The sequence below is a fragment of the Haloarchaeobius lipolyticus genome (assembly GCF_051208015.1).
GTDB lineage: Archaea > Halobacteriota > Halobacteria > Halobacteriales > Natrialbaceae > Haloarchaeobius.
The window spans coordinates 436,877-452,540 of record NZ_JBPKGF010000002.1 but is presented as its reverse complement, the minus strand read 5'-3'; the positions used below and the strand labels follow the sequence as shown (position 1 = coordinate 452,540).

At 65.8% G+C, this 15,664-nt stretch carries 17 protein-coding genes; 8 read left to right on the top strand and 9 right to left on the bottom strand.

The genetic code is table 11. From position 1 onward, the window contains the following. Positions 1-23: 23 nt before the first annotated feature. Together ACSC1Y_RS05330 and ACSC1Y_RS05325 are read right to left on the bottom strand one after the other, a co-directional pair. Positions 24-830 (bottom strand): ZIP family metal transporter, encoded by an 807-nt coding sequence (locus tag ACSC1Y_RS05330; protein ID WP_435333652.1) that lies wholly within the window; start codon positions 828-830, stop codon positions 24-26. 145 nt (positions 831-975) lie between these two features. Further along, positions 976-1,512 carry an HIT family protein gene (locus ACSC1Y_RS05325; RefSeq protein WP_435333651.1) on the bottom strand — a complete coding sequence of 179 codons (537 nt, stop codon included), beginning with the start codon at positions 1,510-1,512 and terminating at the stop codon, positions 976-978. Positions 1,513-1,766: 254 nt separating this feature from the next. Here ACSC1Y_RS05325 and ACSC1Y_RS05320 point away from each other — a divergent pair, with 254 nt between their 5' ends. Next, on the top strand, positions 1,767-1,967 hold the full coding sequence (locus ACSC1Y_RS05320) for a DUF7835 family putative zinc beta-ribbon protein (protein ID WP_435333650.1): 201 nt from the start codon (positions 1,767-1,769) through the stop codon (positions 1,965-1,967). Positions 1,968-2,119: 152 nt separating this feature from the next. Here the strand turns inward: ACSC1Y_RS05320 and map are convergent, their stop codons facing one another. Beyond that, entirely contained in the window at positions 2,120-3,022 is a 903-nt protein-coding gene (map, locus tag ACSC1Y_RS05315; RefSeq protein WP_435333649.1) for a type II methionyl aminopeptidase, read from the bottom strand. Between the two features lie 136 nt (positions 3,023-3,158). Here map and ACSC1Y_RS05310 point away from each other — a divergent pair, with 136 nt between their 5' ends. Continuing rightward, complete coding sequence (locus ACSC1Y_RS05310; RefSeq protein ID WP_435333648.1) at positions 3,159-3,869, top strand: metallophosphoesterase family protein; 711 nt, start codon at positions 3,159-3,161, stop codon at positions 3,867-3,869. A 478-nt stretch (positions 3,870-4,347) separates the two neighbouring features. On the opposite strand, the gene ACSC1Y_RS05305 is transcribed toward ACSC1Y_RS05310, so the two are convergent. After that, positions 4,348-5,250: an isoaspartyl peptidase/L-asparaginase gene (locus ACSC1Y_RS05305; protein WP_435333647.1), complete on the bottom strand. Its 903-nt coding sequence runs from the start codon at positions 5,248-5,250 to the stop codon at positions 4,348-4,350. 147 nt (positions 5,251-5,397) lie between these two features. Here ACSC1Y_RS05305 and icd point away from each other — a divergent pair, with 147 nt between their 5' ends. The 3 genes from icd to ACSC1Y_RS05290 all read left to right on the top strand — a co-directional run bounded on the left by icd (position 5,398) and on the right by ACSC1Y_RS05290 (position 7,796). Continuing rightward, positions 5,398-6,660 (top strand): isocitrate dehydrogenase (NADP(+)), encoded by a 1,263-nt coding sequence (gene icd, locus ACSC1Y_RS05300; protein ID WP_435333646.1) that lies wholly within the window; start codon positions 5,398-5,400, stop codon positions 6,658-6,660. A 181-nt stretch (positions 6,661-6,841) separates the two neighbouring features. Continuing rightward, a complete protein-coding gene (locus ACSC1Y_RS05295) occupies positions 6,842-7,126 on the top strand; it encodes a translation initiation factor (protein WP_435333645.1) in 285 nt (94 codons plus the stop codon). Positions 7,127-7,268: 142 nt separating this feature from the next. Next, a complete protein-coding gene (locus ACSC1Y_RS05290) occupies positions 7,269-7,796 on the top strand; it encodes a DUF5817 family protein (RefSeq protein WP_435333644.1) in 528 nt (175 codons plus the stop codon). 18 nt (positions 7,797-7,814) lie between these two features. Here ACSC1Y_RS05290 and ACSC1Y_RS05285 read toward each other — a convergent pair whose 3' ends face one another. From ACSC1Y_RS05285 to hmgA, 3 genes are all read right to left on the bottom strand, one after another. Further along, positions 7,815-8,153, bottom strand: a complete 339-nt coding sequence (locus ACSC1Y_RS05285; protein WP_435333643.1) for a hypothetical protein — start codon at positions 8,151-8,153, stop codon at positions 7,815-7,817. A gap of 49 nt (positions 8,154-8,202) precedes the next feature. After that, a complete protein-coding gene (locus ACSC1Y_RS05280) occupies positions 8,203-8,544 on the bottom strand; it encodes a cupin domain-containing protein (protein ID WP_435333642.1) in 342 nt (113 codons plus the stop codon). A 64-nt stretch (positions 8,545-8,608) separates the two neighbouring features. Then, complete coding sequence (gene hmgA, locus ACSC1Y_RS05275) at positions 8,609-9,820, bottom strand: hydroxymethylglutaryl-CoA reductase (NADPH) (protein WP_435333641.1); 1,212 nt, start codon at positions 9,818-9,820, stop codon at positions 8,609-8,611. A 151-nt stretch (positions 9,821-9,971) separates the two neighbouring features. Here hmgA and ACSC1Y_RS05270 point away from each other — a divergent pair, with 151 nt between their 5' ends. Both ACSC1Y_RS05270 and ACSC1Y_RS05265 read left to right on the top strand, forming a co-directional pair. Next, positions 9,972-11,285 (top strand): cytochrome P450, encoded by a 1,314-nt coding sequence (locus ACSC1Y_RS05270; RefSeq protein ID WP_435333640.1) that lies wholly within the window; start codon positions 9,972-9,974, stop codon positions 11,283-11,285. 101 nt (positions 11,286-11,386) lie between these two features. Next, entirely contained in the window at positions 11,387-12,583 is a 1,197-nt protein-coding gene (locus ACSC1Y_RS05265) for a redox-regulated ATPase YchF (RefSeq protein ID WP_435333639.1), read from the top strand. 138 nt (positions 12,584-12,721) lie between these two features. On the opposite strand, the gene ACSC1Y_RS05260 is transcribed toward ACSC1Y_RS05265, so the two are convergent. Next, positions 12,722-13,171 (bottom strand): dual specificity protein phosphatase family protein, encoded by a 450-nt coding sequence (locus ACSC1Y_RS05260; protein WP_435333638.1) that lies wholly within the window; start codon positions 13,169-13,171, stop codon positions 12,722-12,724. Between the two features lie 93 nt (positions 13,172-13,264). Here ACSC1Y_RS05260 and ACSC1Y_RS05255 point away from each other — a divergent pair, with 93 nt between their 5' ends. Beyond that, positions 13,265-14,296: an NAD(P)/FAD-dependent oxidoreductase gene (locus ACSC1Y_RS05255; RefSeq protein ID WP_435333637.1), complete on the top strand. Its 1,032-nt coding sequence runs from the start codon at positions 13,265-13,267 to the stop codon at positions 14,294-14,296. Between the two features lie 51 nt (positions 14,297-14,347). Here the strand turns inward: ACSC1Y_RS05255 and ACSC1Y_RS05250 are convergent, their stop codons facing one another. Continuing rightward, entirely contained in the window at positions 14,348-15,544 is a 1,197-nt protein-coding gene (locus tag ACSC1Y_RS05250) for a hypothetical protein (RefSeq protein WP_435333636.1), read from the bottom strand. Positions 15,545-15,664: the final 120 nt, after the last annotated feature.

The window sequence follows — 15,664 nt, the reverse complement described above, 5'->3', positions numbered from 1 at the left end:
TGTCGACGTGTTCGCCCCACCGTTTAGATGAACGCGAGCGGGACCATCACCGCGAATCCGATGGCGAGCCCGGAGACGAGTTCACGCGTGCCGCCGCCGGGCACTTGCTCTCCGAGTTCACGCGCCTCCGGGATGAACTCCGTGAGGACGAGGTAGATCATCGCGCCCGCGGCGAACCCGAACCCGAACGGGAGGAACTCGCGAGCGATGCGGACGAAGACGAAGGCGACGACCGCCCCGACGGGCTGTGGTAGACTGGAGAAGACCGCCCACCAGACCATCTTCGGCTCGCTGACGCCCATCGACCGGAGCGGAATGGAGATTGCGACACCTTCGGGGACGTTGTGGATGGCGATGGCGACGGTCATGAAGACGGCGAGTACCGGAATCGCGAACCCGAGTAGGTCGACGCTCGCCTCGAGGCCCGAGAGGTTCAACTCGGCGAACGAGACGCCGACGGCGACCCCCTCCGGGAACGAGTGGACGGTGAGGATGCCCAGGATGAGGACGAGCTTTCTGAAGTCTGCCTCGGCGTAGTCGCCCGGGTCAGGCTCGTACTCCTCGATGATCTCGTGGGCGACGACGACGAGGACGACGCCCGCGACGATGCCGCCGGCGACGCCGAGGAGCTCGCCGTTCGCGGCCCCCTCGAACAGGAGACCGAACACCGATGCAGAGACCATTATTCCGCTTGCGAGTCCCCAGAGAACGACGTTTACCCGGTCGCTGATGTCGTCGAACAAGAAGAACGGCAGTGCTCCCAGGCCGGTCGCGAACGCGGTCAGCAGCCCCGCGACGAAGACCAGTACCACGTTCTCGAGGAGAACCATCGCTATACGTCGGCTAGCATCCCTGCACACATAACGGTTGTCGTCTGCCCAACAATTCTTTGGGAAGCCTAAAAATTAGTTACGTCAGACGCTCGCGCGAGACGGGGAGTCGCTCGCGGGGCCGAGACCGTGCGCCACGACCGGTTCAGAACCGAACTGCACTCTCCTCTCCAGGCACCGTCGCCCCGTCCTGGGCCGCGAACGCCTCGTGGATACGGTCGTAGCTGTCTTCCAGTCCCTCGACGATGACCTTCGTGTCGGCGACGACGGGCATGAAGTTCGTGTCACCGTTCCAACGTGGGACGACGTGCGTGTGGAGATGGTCGTCGATAGACCCGCCTGAAGAACCGCCGCCGAGGTTCAAGCCGACGTTGAAGGCGTCTGGGCCCATCGATTCCGCGAGTGCATCGAGGGTTCGCTGCTTCAGCCGGGCGTGGTCGAGCAGGGCCTCCTCGTCGAGGTCGCCGTACTCACCGGTGTGGGCGTACGGGATGACCATCGCGTGTCCCGGATTGTACGGGTAGTTGTTCAGCAGGACGAACGCGTGGTCCGACCTGGCGACGATGCGGTTCTCCCGGTCTGCGTGGCGCTCGGGAAGCACGCAGAACGGACAACCATCTATCCCGTCACCGTCGTCCTTCTCCACCCACTGGATACGCCAGGGTGCGAACAACTGGTCCATGTCCGTGGTCCACTCGCCACCGATTTCAAACTCCCGTTCGACGACAGACAGTTGCGCCGCTAGATGGCGGTGCTATCCCCCATTCAAGCGGGGGTTTCGCGGTTACAAGCCCCGGTCATTCGCGGGTAAGACGTTTCGAAACCGCTAGATTCTCGGTTTCCCACATAAATATCCACTGGCTGCAAGGTTCGGTGCTTTCAACCGAATAAACAGTCGTTTCTTTTTATGATGATACCCTGCTTCGACGGTATTGGATGGCGACGACTGACGACTCACTGATGGGGCGAACCGAGCGTTGCGATAGTTGTGGAACTGACACGCTGCACAGGGTGTCCGTGCAACTGGTGACCGAGAGTACGAAGGCGGAGAACGCGCAGTTCTCACGCGAACCGTACCGGGTGACCGAGTGTCAGACGTGTGGTGGTCGAACCAGCACGCGTATGAACAACGCGTAACTCCCGCGACTGGTGGTCGGCGGGAAACCGGCGCGGCGTGGTGCCAGGTGCTGTCACCGCTGGCGGTCGGAGTTGTGGCAGGGTGTCACACGTTCGGATGCATCGACCGACGAACAGGGGTTCGGGGACGGGTGCCTTTTCGGGAAAGCTGCTCACCGAGAGCGCGTCGTGACCTCACAGCCGTCTTCGGTCACGATGATTGTGTGCTCTTTCTGACTGACGAGTTTGCCGTCGTCCTCTTTGAGGACCGGGTACCCGTGGACGATGTTGTTCATCTTGAGCCGGCGCAGTGCCATCTCGGGGCGGGGAACGTCGAGCCAGCGAGTCGCGAAGGGGAGCGTGCGGAACTCCTCGGTGATCTGTTCGAGCGCCTTTCGAGCACTGCGGTCCCGGACCGAGCCCTCGTGTTCGAGCGCGAAGATCTGCTCGTCGGCACCTTCGGAGACCTTGCCAGAGCCGTCGGTGGCGAACGGCTCGATAGCGATGACCTGGCCGACTTCGAGTGTCGTACCCTGTGAGACCGCACGGTTCGGGATGTTGGGTTCGGTGTGTTGTTCCCAGTGTCCGAGCCCATGGCCGGACAGGTTGACGACCGGGTTGTAGCCGTACGCCTTGATGACGTCCTCTATCTCGGCGCCGATGACGCCGCTGTCGACGCCGGGCTCGACGAGTTCGAGCGCCGCATCGAGGGCTTCCTCGCTCGCCTCTTTGAGCTCCGGATTGCCCGAGAGGTCGACGGTGACCGCGGTGTCGGCCAGCCAGCCGTCGACGCTGACGCCGATGTCGAGGTTGACCATGTCCTCGCCGAACGTCGAGTCGTCGTCGATGCTCGGGGTCGCGTGCGCCGCCTCCTCATTGACGGAGATGTTGACCGGGAACGCCGGCTGTGCGCCGAGTTCGCGTATCTTGTCCTCGGCCCACTCTGCGACCTCCAGGTGTTTCACACCCACGTCGACCATCTCTGCCGCCTCGTCGCGTACCTCCGCGAGGATGCGACCAGCTTCCCGGTGCTTCTCGTACTTCTCGGCGTCGAGGTCGACCGCGTTCTCACTCATGCCTCGAGATTGATGCGTCCGCGAGAAAGAGGTTGCGTCTCGCCGCCCGTGCTAGCAGCGTCCAAACGCAGAGCTATATAGGAGTCCTAGAAACCCTTTATGGCTTTCACGCCCACCCCCGTGTAAGAACCACACGATGACTGCTCCAGAACCTTCCTTCGACGATACCGACGGCGCGTGGCACCAGACGGTCGACGTCGATGCCTGGGACAACATCTACGTCGTCGGGGACGTCCACGGCTGTCGTGACGCACTCGACCGCCTGCTGGACCGGGTCGAGCCCAGCGACGACGAGCTCGTGGTCTTCGTCGGCGACCTGGTCCGCAAGGGCCCGGACAGCGCCGGAGTCGTCGAACGGGTCCGCGAGGCGCCGAACATGCTCTCGGTGCGCGGCAACAACGAAGAGAAACTCGTCCGGGGGAAAAAGGAGCTTCCAGCGCTCTCGGACGAGGACATGGTCTACATCGAATCGCTGCCGGTCGCCATCTCCTGGGAGGGCGCACTGGTCGTCCACGGCGGCGTCGACCCCCGGAAACCGCTCTCGGAGCACAGCGTCGACGACCTGCAGAACACCCGGTCGCTCGCCCCCGGCGGGAGCTACGACCGGCCCTTCTGGTTCGAGGAGTACGACGGGCCGGACCGGGTCTTCTTCGGCCACACCGTCCTCGCAGAGCCCGTCTACCGCCACCACGTTGTCGGCCTCGACACGGGCTGCGTCTACGGCGGCGAACTCACGGCCTACGACTGCAACGCGGACGAGTTCGTCACGGTCCCGCTCGACCGCGACGGACAGGACAGAAAGCAGTCGAAGATAGTCACACCGCCGCGAAAACAGCCGGCCGACTGACCCGACCCACGTATCGACGATTTCGTCGCTTTCTGCACTGTACGCTGTCGTTCACTCTGTACGCTGTCGTTCACTCTGTACGCTGTCGTTCACTACCCGTCTAGCGTGTTCGCTGTACCCACGAGCACGACGGACAGGCGTCGACTCCCTGGACGTTCACCGTTTCGTCACCACACTCTGGACACTCCTGTGCTGTTCCGTACTGAACCTGTTCGAGCATAGGAGTAATCACTATTTCGACGACAATAAATGTCTCTCTCGACAGATGTCGAAATCCATGCTCTATGTGCACATGGACCACTGACGGTGAAAATCCGCGCGATGTCTGAACCCGCCCGGCGCACCCCCACGCTGACGACCGCTGCCACCTGACTCGAAGACCATCGCCATCGGCAACCGTCGAACCCTTCGGCCTGCGCGTGAGCCGGGGTGTATCTGGGGATTTCCGGCGGGCGCCGGTCGGGTCGAAGAGGTCGATTCAGCGAGAGACGGCCGTCTGCATCGCATCCGAGTTGAACGCCTGGCCGACCCCAGCCTCGCGGTCGAGGACGATGACACCCGCGCTCGAGCCGGTGAGTTCACCGAACTCGTCGATGGCGAGGTCGGCGGCCTGTTGTGCCGAGTAGCCCGACTCGAGGTGGCGAACCGCCCGGCGCGAGAGCGTCACGCGGGCGATGTCCTCGCCGGCACCGGTCGCGGACGCCCCGCCAGCAGGTGCACAGTAGAAGCCGTTGCCGACCTGGGGGACGTCCCCCACGCGGCCCGCGAGCGCGAGCCAGCGCCCGCCGGTCGAGGTCGCCGCGGCGAAGGTCTCGCCGTCGTAGGCGACTGCACCGACCGTGTCGTGATCATGTTCGTCATCGACGCCACCGTCTTCTTCCACGTTCCCGTCCGGGTCGGTCTGGCCGAACCGCTCTCTGATGTACGCGAGGTGCTCCCGGGGACCGCCATCGGGGACGTCCTCCTCCGCCCATCGTTCCCGGGTGCGCTCGGTGAGCAGGTCGACGCCGGTCTCGACCTCGAACTCCTCCGCGAGTGAGACGGCGTGTTCGCCGGAGACGCAGACGTGCGGTGTCTCCTCCATGACGACACGGGCGACGCTGACGGCGTGTTCGACACCCGGCATGGTACAGGCCGCCCCGGCCTCGCGGTCGCTGGTCATCACGCCCGCGTCGGTCCGGACGACGCCGTCGGACTGGATGGCGCCGCCCACGCCGGCGTTGAACCGGGGGGAGGACTCGAGCACGTGGATGGCCCGCTCGACAGCGTCGAGCGGCGTCTCGGCGTCGGAGCCAGCGGTCGCGGCGTCGTCGAGGACCGCCTGCCGTTTCTCGGGCTCGTCGGGGTCGGCACCTGCGCCGCCGTGGACGATGACGTGCATACGGTCCAGTGGTGCGTGGAACTGCTTGAATCCCCGCGGAACCGAATACTGCCCGCCAGGACCGTCCGATGTCCTTGCATCCGGTTGGCAATATCTGCGCTCGAAATGGAATCCCTTTTAGGCGCAACTTCCGACGGACTAGACGACATGAGCTACGATTACGACAAGGTAGACGTTCCCGAGACAGGGGAGCAGATTACGGTCGACGACGACGGCGAACTCGTCGTCCCCGACGATCCCATCATCCCCATCATCCACGGGGACGGAATCGGAACCGACGTCGGACCGGCCGCGCAGAAGGTCCTCGAGGCAGCCGCCGAGGCAACCGGTCGCTCCATCTCGTGGATGCGCGTCTACGCAGGCGCCGCCGCCCGCGACAAGTACGACGAGAACCTGCCCGACGACACCGTCGAGGCCATCAAAGAGTTCAACGTCGCCATCAAGGGCCCGCTCACGACCCCCGTCGGCGCCGGCTTCCGTAGCCTGAACGTCGCGCTCCGCCAGAAGCTCGACCTCTACGCGAACGTCCGCCCGACCTACCACCTCGACGGCGTCCCGTCGCCGGTCAAGAACCCCGAGGAGATGGACATGGTCACCTTCCGTGAGAACACGGAGGACGTCTACGCCGGCATCGAGTGGGAAGCCGGTACCGACGAGGTCCAGCAGGTCAAGGAGTTCGTCGAGGACGAGATGGGCTACGACGAGACCATGCACGACGGCCCCATCGGCATCGGCATCAAGCCGATCACCGAGTTCGGGACGAAGCGCCTCGTCCGCGAGGCCATCGACTACGCCATCGAGAACGACCGTCCCTCCGTCACCCTCGTCCACAAGGGCAACATCATGAAGTTCACCGAGGGTGCCTTCCGTGACTGGGGCTACGAGGTCGCAGAGGAGGAGTACGGCGAGGACGTCATCACCGAGGAGCAGCTCTGGGACGAGTACGACGGCGAGCAGCCCGACGGCTCGCTCGTGGTCAAGGACCGCATCGCAGACAACATGCTCCAGCAGCTCCTGACCCGGACCTCGGACTACGACGTCATCGCGACGATGAACCTCAACGGCGACTACATGTCCGACGCCGCAGGCGCCCAGATCGGTGGCCTCGGCATCGCGCCCGGCGCGAACTTCGGCGAGCACCGCTGCCTCGCAGAGCCGGTCCACGGCTCCGCCCCGAAGTACGCCGGCCAGGACAAGGTCAACCCGACCGCGATGATTCTCTCCGGCCGTCTCATGCTCGAGTACATGGGCTGGAAGGACGCCGGCAAGCTCGTCCGTGACGCCGTCGAGAAGACCATCTCCGAGGGCGACGTCACGTACGACCTCGAGCGCCAGATCGAGGGCGGCAACAAGCTCGCGACGAGCGAGTTCGCGGAGAAGGTCGTCGAGAATATCGAAGAACTGGCCTAAGCCAGCTCTGCGAACTCTGGCGGCGTAGCCGCCAGAACATCCACGACCTCGCGTAAGCGAGTCGTGAGTCCGCCGAGCTTCGCTCGGCACACCTGCTGTCAGACGAACGGTCTCGATTCCATTTCTTTCGCGCCCTACGTACCCAGACAACCCATATATCGTCTGAGGCCCTATCCTCTGCGTGGTACCAGAGAATCACCCAAGTCAGTTCGACGACCTCGACCTCATCGGCGACCTCGACCGCGCCGAGACCGAACTCTCCGTGCGCGTGGAACGCCGCCGCTACGGCAAGCCGATGACCGTCATCGACGGCTTCCCGGAGGGAACGGACCTGCGAGCGCTCGCGTCGAAGTTGAAGCGAGCGGTCGGCGCAGGTGGAACCGTCGACGACGAGACCATCGAGATACAGGGTGACCAGACCGAACGCGTCGTCGCGCTCCTCAGGAGCGAAGGATACGCTATCTAACGCTCTTCTGAACGGTGCTGTTTCCACCACGTTCGAGCCGGCGGTCCGTCTCCGAGTTGCCGACCGGCCCGTGCCTCCCAGCCAACCCGCACGTTCCCTGCCATGGCGAAGGTTCAAAACCCGACCCGCCCCACGTCCCGGTATGTACCGCGTGGTGGGCTGTCGCGAGTGTGGCTCGTTGCGAATCATCGAGGGACGACCGGATTCGACCCAGTGCGGCCGCTGTGGCCACCGCCGGAAGATAGAGAAGGTCCGGTCGTTCGTCGAGACGGAGAACATCGACCACGCACGGGAGGTCCGGGCGTCGATGCTGGCGAACCGGCAGGGCCACGGCGAGGCGTTCGCGAAGGTGGACTCCTTCGCGGAACTGGAGGACGCGGTCGCAGACGGCGTCGTCGACGACCAGGAGTTCCTCGAAGCGTCCGGGCTCGACGTGGACGAGGTGAACGACGCGGGTGAGCGGGCATCGCAGTCACGTTCTGCGGGTTCGATGAACCGGAAGGAGACCGTCGAGGCCGCCCTTCGGGAACTGGACCGCCCGACGGAGGACGAGGTCGTCGCCTTCGCCGCCGAACACGGAGTGCCGGAGAGCTACGTGCAGAAGGCGCTGGAGAAGTTGGTGCGACGGGGCGAGGTCAGCGAGAGCAGGGGCCGCTACCGGCTGGTCTGACCGGCTCTACGGTGGCGTTCATGCGACCAGCACGTACGCGATGGCCGCCCAGCCGATGGCACCGATGAAGACGAACCCGGACTCGATGCGGCCGGGTAGCATATCGCTGGCACGGTAGGCAGACGGGTTCGTCACGTCGAATCCACCGGCAACGCCCGCCTCGGCCGAGTCGAGGCCCGAATCGGTGGTCGCGAACATCGCCGGGCCGACCATGAGGGAGCCCACGCAGAGGGCCAGGGCGACCAGTGGAAGCGGGACGCCCGCGACGGAACCGACGCCGAGTACGAGGACCGTCAGCACGAGGCCGCCCACGAGCGAGAACTTGGCGACGTACGGGGCCAGCGCTTTGAGGGACATGACCGACGGTTATTGACAGATTGCAATAAGCTTTCTCCGTGCCCGCCGACTACCGGTCCAGCCAGTCTGGGTTCTCCCGCGGCGGACTGAACACGTCGATTCCCCGGACAGGGACGTCTCCACGGTTCTCTGCGGCGTGAGGCTCGTCGCCGGGAAGCGAGTACGAGTCCCCGGCGGCGACGGGGAGCTCCTCGTCGCCGACGAGGAAGGTGAGCGTCCCCTCGTAGACGAACCCCGCCTGCTCGTGGTGGTGACTGTGCTCGGGGACCGTCGCACCTGGTTCGATGACGAAGTGCTGGACGGTCATCCGGTCGCCGCCGGCCAGCTGGGAGAGGTGGACGCCCTCGACTGCCTCGACCGAATCGACCGCGTCTGTCGGAACGATTTCCATGTGGCGTGGTCACTCGGGGCAGGGTGAAAGCGGTTCCGCTGCCGCCGGAGAAAGACGGCCGCCGTTATCGGCCCAGCTCCTCGTGCGCTGACGAGAGGTGGCGCGAGGCGAGCGCGGCCAGCAGCGAGAGCTCGCCAGCCAGTGCACCGGTCGCGATGACCTCCGCGAGGGCGTCGGCGTTCGAGCCGGCCGGGTCGCCGCCGCCGCGGAGCCCGAGCACGTCCAGTGCCTCGGACTGGGTCGGAAGCTTCGTGCCGCCGCCGACGGTGCCGAGTTCGAGCGAGGCGAGCGAGATGGAGAAGTAGAGGCCGCCGTCGCGCTCCTCGGCGGTGGTGATGGCGTTACTTCCCTCGACGACCTGTGCGGCGTCCTGTCCCGTCGCGAGGAATGCGGCCGCGACGGTGTTGGCAGCGTGGGCGTTGAAGCCGAGCGCGCCGGCTTTCGCGCTGCCGACGAGGTTCTTCCGGGTGTTCGCCTCGGCGATGGCTTCCGGCGTGGTGTGGAGTCGCTCTTCGACAACGTCGGTCGGGATGAACACGTCCGCGGTCACGGAGCGTCCTCGGCCTTCCACGGCGTTGATGGCGGCCGGCTTCTTGTCCGAGCAGAGGTTGCCCGAGAGGGCGACGAGCGAGGCCGGCGTCTCGGCCTCGACCACGTCACACGCTTCTCCGGTCGCGATGGTGGCCATGTTCATCCCCATCGCGTCCTTCGTGTCGTAACGGAAGCGGAGATAGACGGAGTCGCCGACGACGTACGGCGTCACGTCGAGCAGTTCGCCGTGGCTCGTGGTCGATTCGGCGGCTTCGCGGAGCTGGTCGGTGTTCTCGCGCACCCACTCGACGACCTCGGCGGCCTCGACGATTCCGGAGACGCGGAAGACCGGTGCACGGGTCATCCCAGATTTGGTGACCCGGGCGTCGGCCCCACCCGCCGATTCGATGACGGAGAGTCCGCGGTTGACGCTCGCCAGTAGCGCGCCCTCCGTGGTCGCCAGCGGCAGGTAGTACTCGCCGTCGGCAGCCCCGCCGTTGACCGTGACGGGACCGGCGACACCCATCGGTAGCTGGGCCGCACCGACCATGTTCTCGATGGCCGACTCTGCCTCGGCGGCGTCGAAGGCGTAGTCACCGACCGTCTCGAGGTCCACACCGGTCTCGGCCTCGACGACCAGCCGGCGGGCCTCGGCGGCCACGTCGTGGTCTGCGTGCTGTTCGAGTTCGTGCAGCCGGAGGTCTCCCTCCAGGACGCGGTCCGCCAGCGTCGCTGCGTCAGTCATAGCAGGGGGTCCTCGCCGGCGGTTCATACCGGTTGCCCTTTCAGCCGGGCGCGGTGGGTCCAGTGACTGAGACCGTCCCACCTGGCGGTGAGTGACCGGAGTTACCGCACGGTAAGCGCGGCAACTTGGGCCACCACCACCTACTGATGGCATGACCGACAGAGACGTCCACACGCCGCCAGAACGGCCGCCGACGGAGGGCGGCCCTACGGAATCTACGTCTAGCGTCCTGAGCGTCCCGCAGGCGCTCTCGACGCCCGAATCGTGGCTGGACCCGTTCGACTGGTACGCCGAGATGCGCGAGACCGACCCCGTCCATCGCGACGACGAGCGCGACTGCTGGGACGTGTTCCGCTACGAGGACGTCAGAACGGTTCTCGCCGACGACGCGACCTTCTCTTCCGACCCGAGGAACGCCAGCAACGAGGTGTTCCGCGACGCCGTCGAATCGTTCGAGCTCGACACGATGCTCAACAACGACCCACCGAAGCACGACCACCTGCGCGGCGTCGTCGAGGACTTCTTCCGCCCGCGGGCGGTCGCCGAACTCGCGCCACGAATCGAGCAGCTGGCGAACGACTACGTCGACGCCGTCGCCGACAGCGGCGAGATGGACGTCGTCGCTGACCTGGCCTACCCCCTCCCGGTCGTCGTCATCGCGGAGCTGCTCGGTGTGCCGAGCGAGGACCGGGCGACGTTCAAGCGCTGGTCGGACGACCTCGTCGCCTCACCGACCGAGCGGACCGAAGAAGCCGCCCGCGAGACGGCGAAGCGGAGAGAACAGACGCTCGACGAGCTGAAGGAGTACTTCGACGAGCTCATCGAGCTACGGCGGGCCGACCCGCAGGACGACCTCGTCTCGAAGATCGTCCATGCGACGGTCGACCACCGACCCCTGACCCGTCCCGAACTGCTCGGTTTCTGTATCCTGTTGCTCGTCGCGGGCAACATCACGACGACCAACCTCGTCACGAACGCGATGTGGTGTCTCACCGAGAACCCGTCCGCACTCGAGCGGCTGGACCGGGACCCGGGTCTTCTCACCAAGGCCGTCGAAGAGGTGCTCCGATACCGCGGGCCCGTGCAGGCGCTGAGCCGCGTTGCCACCAGGGACGTAGTGCTCGGCGACCAGCCGATCTCCCACGGTGACGTGGTCGTCCCGTGGATCGGCTCTGCGAACCGCGACCCCGACGCGTTCCCCCGGGCAGAGACGTTCGTCGTCGACCGGACCCCGAACCCGCATCTCGGTTTCGGCCGGGGTGTCCACTACTGTCTCGGCGCGCCGCTCGCCAGACTCGAGACGCGTATCGCACTGTCGACGCTGCTCTCTCGCGTCGGCGAGATCGAGGTGGCCACCGATTCGACCGAACTCTCGCCGGTTCCGAGCGCGTTCCTCTACGGGGTCGAGTCGTTCCCGATACGGTTCGTCGCACGCGAAGCGGGGCCGCGGCGACCGGTCGTCTGAGTGGCACCGACGACGCCCACGAACCCATCCGGTATGCCATCACAACCCACTGCAGATGCGGATTTCAAGCCTTAAGCCGCCCGAACCGCTTGTCGGTTCCAATGAGCTACAAGATCGGTCTCGTGGGCAAGCCGTCGGTGGGCAAGTCCACATTCTTCAACGCGGCGACGATGAACGACGTGCCGGAGGGCGCGTACCCGTTCACGACCATCGACCCCTCCATCGGTGAGGCGTACGTCCGCGTCGAGTGTGCGGCACCCGAGTTCGACGAGACCTGCACGCCCGACACCGGCTACTGTGAGCACGGCACCCGCTACGTCCCGACGAAACTCGTCGACGTGGCCGGCCTCGTCCCCGGCGCACACGAGGGACGTGGCCTCGGCAACCAGTTCCTGACCGACCTGAACGAGGCGGACGTCCTCGTGCACGTCGTCGACTTCTCCGGCAAGACCGACATCGAGGGCGAGCCGACCGAGGGCCACGACCCCCGCGAGGACATCGACTTCCTCGAGAACGAACTCGACCAGTGGTACGTCGGCATCCTCCAGAAGGGCATCGAGAAGTTCCAGAACCGCTACCAGGGCCAGGACGAACTCGCAATCGAGGTCGAACTCGCCGAGCAGATGTCCGCCTTCGGCATCAACAAGGACGAGATCAAGAAGCTCGTCCTCCGCCTCGACCTCGGCTTCGAGCCGGAGGATTGGGACGAACAGGACCGCGAGGACCTCGCCCGCGAGATCCGAAAGTACACCAAGCCGATGGTCATCGCGGCGAACAAGATGGACACGCCCGCCGCCCAGGAGAACTGGGACGAGATAACCGCAGACCCCGAGTACGACCACCTCACCTTCGTCGCCGCCAGCGCCCACGCCGAGAAGGCGCTGAAGAACGCGGCCGAGCAGGACATCGTCGACTACAGCGCGGGCGACGAGGACTTCGACATCCTCGCCGACGTCTCCGAGGAGCAGGAACAGGGGCTCGAACAGATCCGTGAGTTCGTGACCGACTTCGGCGGCACGGGCGTCCAGCAGGCCCTCGAAGCCGCGCTGTTCGAAGAACTGGGCGTAATCGCCGTCTTCCCCGGCGGTGCCGAGGCGATGGGTGACGAGCAGGGCCGCGTCATGCGCGACTGCTTCCTCCTGCCCGAGGGCTCGACCACCTCCGACTTCGCCTACCACCTCCACTCCGACATCGGCGACGGTCTCCTCCACGGGCTCAACTGCCGAACCAAGCGACAGATGGGTAGCGACACCGAACTTGAGCACCGCGAGGTCGTCGAACTCGTCACGACGAGCTGAGGACGGACAGACCGACCATTCAAATACGAAACCGCGGCCAGACTCCCCATGTCCTGACGACCGACACGGGACGTGCCGCGGGTGTGCGACACGGCGTCTCGTGTAGCTGGGCGCCGTGTCGCCTGTTCGCCATCTTCCTCACCCGTGTGCGGCGACGTACACGACGCCCAGTTCGTGTAGCGCCGGGTGCGGAACCGCCGTCGGACGCGCCTGCTGGACCCGGTGGAGTTCGTCGACGAACGATGTTTCTTGCTCTGTCGCGAGCGCCGCCGCCAGCACGGCACTGCTCCGCGAGACGCCCGCTCTGCAGTGGACCAGTACGGAGCCGTCGGCTCGCATTCTCGCCCGTGTCGCGTCGACCGCAGCCGCGAACGTCGAGAAGTCGGCTTCTGGACCGTCGACGAGGGGATGATGGTCGGTCGTCGTCGGCTGTGCGTCGGTCAGGGAGACGACGGTCTCGAACTCGCGCCCACTGGTCGGGGCGTGGACGTTCCCGATGAACACCTCCCGGTCACCGACTCGCCGAGCGACGGGCGAGTCTTCGACGTAGCCGAGCGGCCGGACGTAGACGGTCTGGTCCGATTGCACGACTGAAGCGGTCTCGACTCGTGTGGATAAACGGTACGGATACGTCGTGGTTCGGGGACGGTCCTATAGGGAACCGACGCCAATTCTCGGGCGATGACACGAACCGTCGCAGTCGTCGGGGCCGGCGTTGCCGGGGCAGGTGTTGCCGACGCCCTCCGGGAGCAGGACTGCACCGTCACTCTGCTCGACAAGGCCCGAGGCATCTCCGGTCGCGCCGCGACCCGCCGCAAGCACGGCTGTCGGTACGACCACGGCGCGAACTACCTCAAACCGGGACACGACGCCTGGGTCGGCCAGCTCCTCGACGAGCTCGGGACCGACGGCCTCGTCGATATCGAGCAACCGGTCTGGACCCACGACGCCGACGGAACCATCACGCAAGGTCGCGGCGACGATTCACCGAAGTGGACTTACACGGCTGGGATCACGCAGTTCGCGAAGCGCGTCGTGGCTCGGAGCGGTGCCACCGTCGAGACTGAGACTCGAATCCGGTCCATCGCCCGCGAAGGCGATGGCTGGCACCTCACGGACACGGACGGGGACAGCTACGCCCCGTTCGACGCGCTCGTCCTCACGCCTCCAGCACCGCAGACTGCCGAACTCCTGGCGGCGACGGACTGGGACGACGAGCGCCGCGAGCGGCTGCAGGCGGCGACGGAGGCCGTCCCGTACCGCACCATCCGCACGCTCGTGCTTCACTATCCGTTCGAGCTCGACAGACCGTGGTACGCGCTCGTCAACCCGGACCGCGAACACCCGGTCGGGTGGCTCTCGCGGGAGGAGTGCAAGCCCGGGCACGTCCCAGACGAGGAGGCTCTCCTCGTCGCGCAGATGAGTCCCGGGTGGTCGGTCGACCACTACGACGAGCCGGCGGAGACCGCAGCTGGAGCGGCCGCCGGCCTCGTCGCCGACCTGCTGGACGACTACCGACTTCGCGAGCCGGACTGGGTCGATTCGCAGGGTTGGCGGTACGCGCTACCCGACACGGCCGTCGACGGGGACGCCGCACGCTGTTGCGAGGACTCGGGCCTCTACGTTGCGGGAGACTGGGTCGTCGGCGAGGGTCGCGTCCACCTCGCGTTCGACAACGGACGGTCGGTCGGCGAGCGAATCGTGCAGGGGTGAAAACAGCGATTGCGCCGTCGTGCTCGGCAGTTGAACCGTCGTGCTCGGCAGTTACGCCGTCGTGCTGGCCTCCCGCTGTTCACCGCCGACGACGAGCGTGAACGTCGTCGAGGAGACCGGGTCGTCCGGGTCGTCTCCGAACCAGACCGACACCTCGACGGACTGGTCGATGTCGCCGGGGCTGTACTCGAACTCCACGAGCCCGTCCTCGTCGGTCGGCCAGTTGTTCGGCGTCAGCTCGCCGGTCGGGTAGGTCGCCTTCACGATGACGCCCTCGACGGGGTTGTTGAATCGGTCGCGAACCTGCACGACGAGGCGTTCCTTCGAGCCGGCAGGTATCCACCGGTCACCGCCGGACTGCTTGACGATGTATGCCGGTGTTGCGGTCTCGATGGGAGTATGCTGGCCGACGCCGACCATGGCGAGTCGCAGGCTGTAGAACTCGCCCTGCCGGAGCGTGACGGTGAGAGTGTTCGTCGACTCACCCGGTTCGTAGCTGTAGTCGGTCACGAACCCGCCGTTCGACGCGAGCTGGTCGGCCAGGATATGGTCCCACTGCTCCTCGGCGAGGGTGGTCTTCACACGGATTACGATGGACTCGTCGACCGTGTTGATGACCGTGAGTGCGCGCGAGGGAGCACTGACCGGTCGGACCGATAGCTGCGTCGGGTCGGCACCCTCCGTCGCGAGGTCGGCGTCGACGGCCACGAGGGTGATTCGGTTCCCGTCGATGAATCCACCGTCCGAGACGAGGGTGAACTCCCCACTGGGGGTCTTGCTGTAGACGACACCAGATTCGTAGGCGGTGGTCGTCGCACCGTCGTCCTTCGAGAAGTGGGGCTCGTAGACGAGCGCGCTGGAGTCGACCGACAGCGACCCGCCGACGCTCTTCAGGTACTCAGCGGCGTCGGGGTCGACCGCCTCGACGTTCGCGATCTCGATTCCCAGAGCACGGGTGGTGAGCGAACCGGTCGCCGGTGCGGGCCGAGAGAACAGGTACGACGGGTACCGTGCGCCGAGGGTGACGCTCGCGGTCTCGGGAGCGCCACTGCCGGCGACTCGGAGCGCGCTGCCGTGTAGTGCAGAGAGCTCCGTCTCAACGAGTGTCGTGTGGTCACGTTCTGCCTGTGCGTTCGCCGCTTCGGCACTGCTCAACAGGGACACCGTCACCAGAGAGAGAACGAGTATCGACGTCACGACGACGACTGCGACTCGCGAGACCCCCCGGTCTCCCGGACCAGAATACATGTGGATGTAACGACGTGAAAGGGGATAGCACTTTCTGCGTGGGAGGTTCGAAGAATAAAATCGTCGGTGCTGTAGGCGGGGTCGCTCGAGGGAGAACCCTCCGAGGTGAGTGCGCTGGGG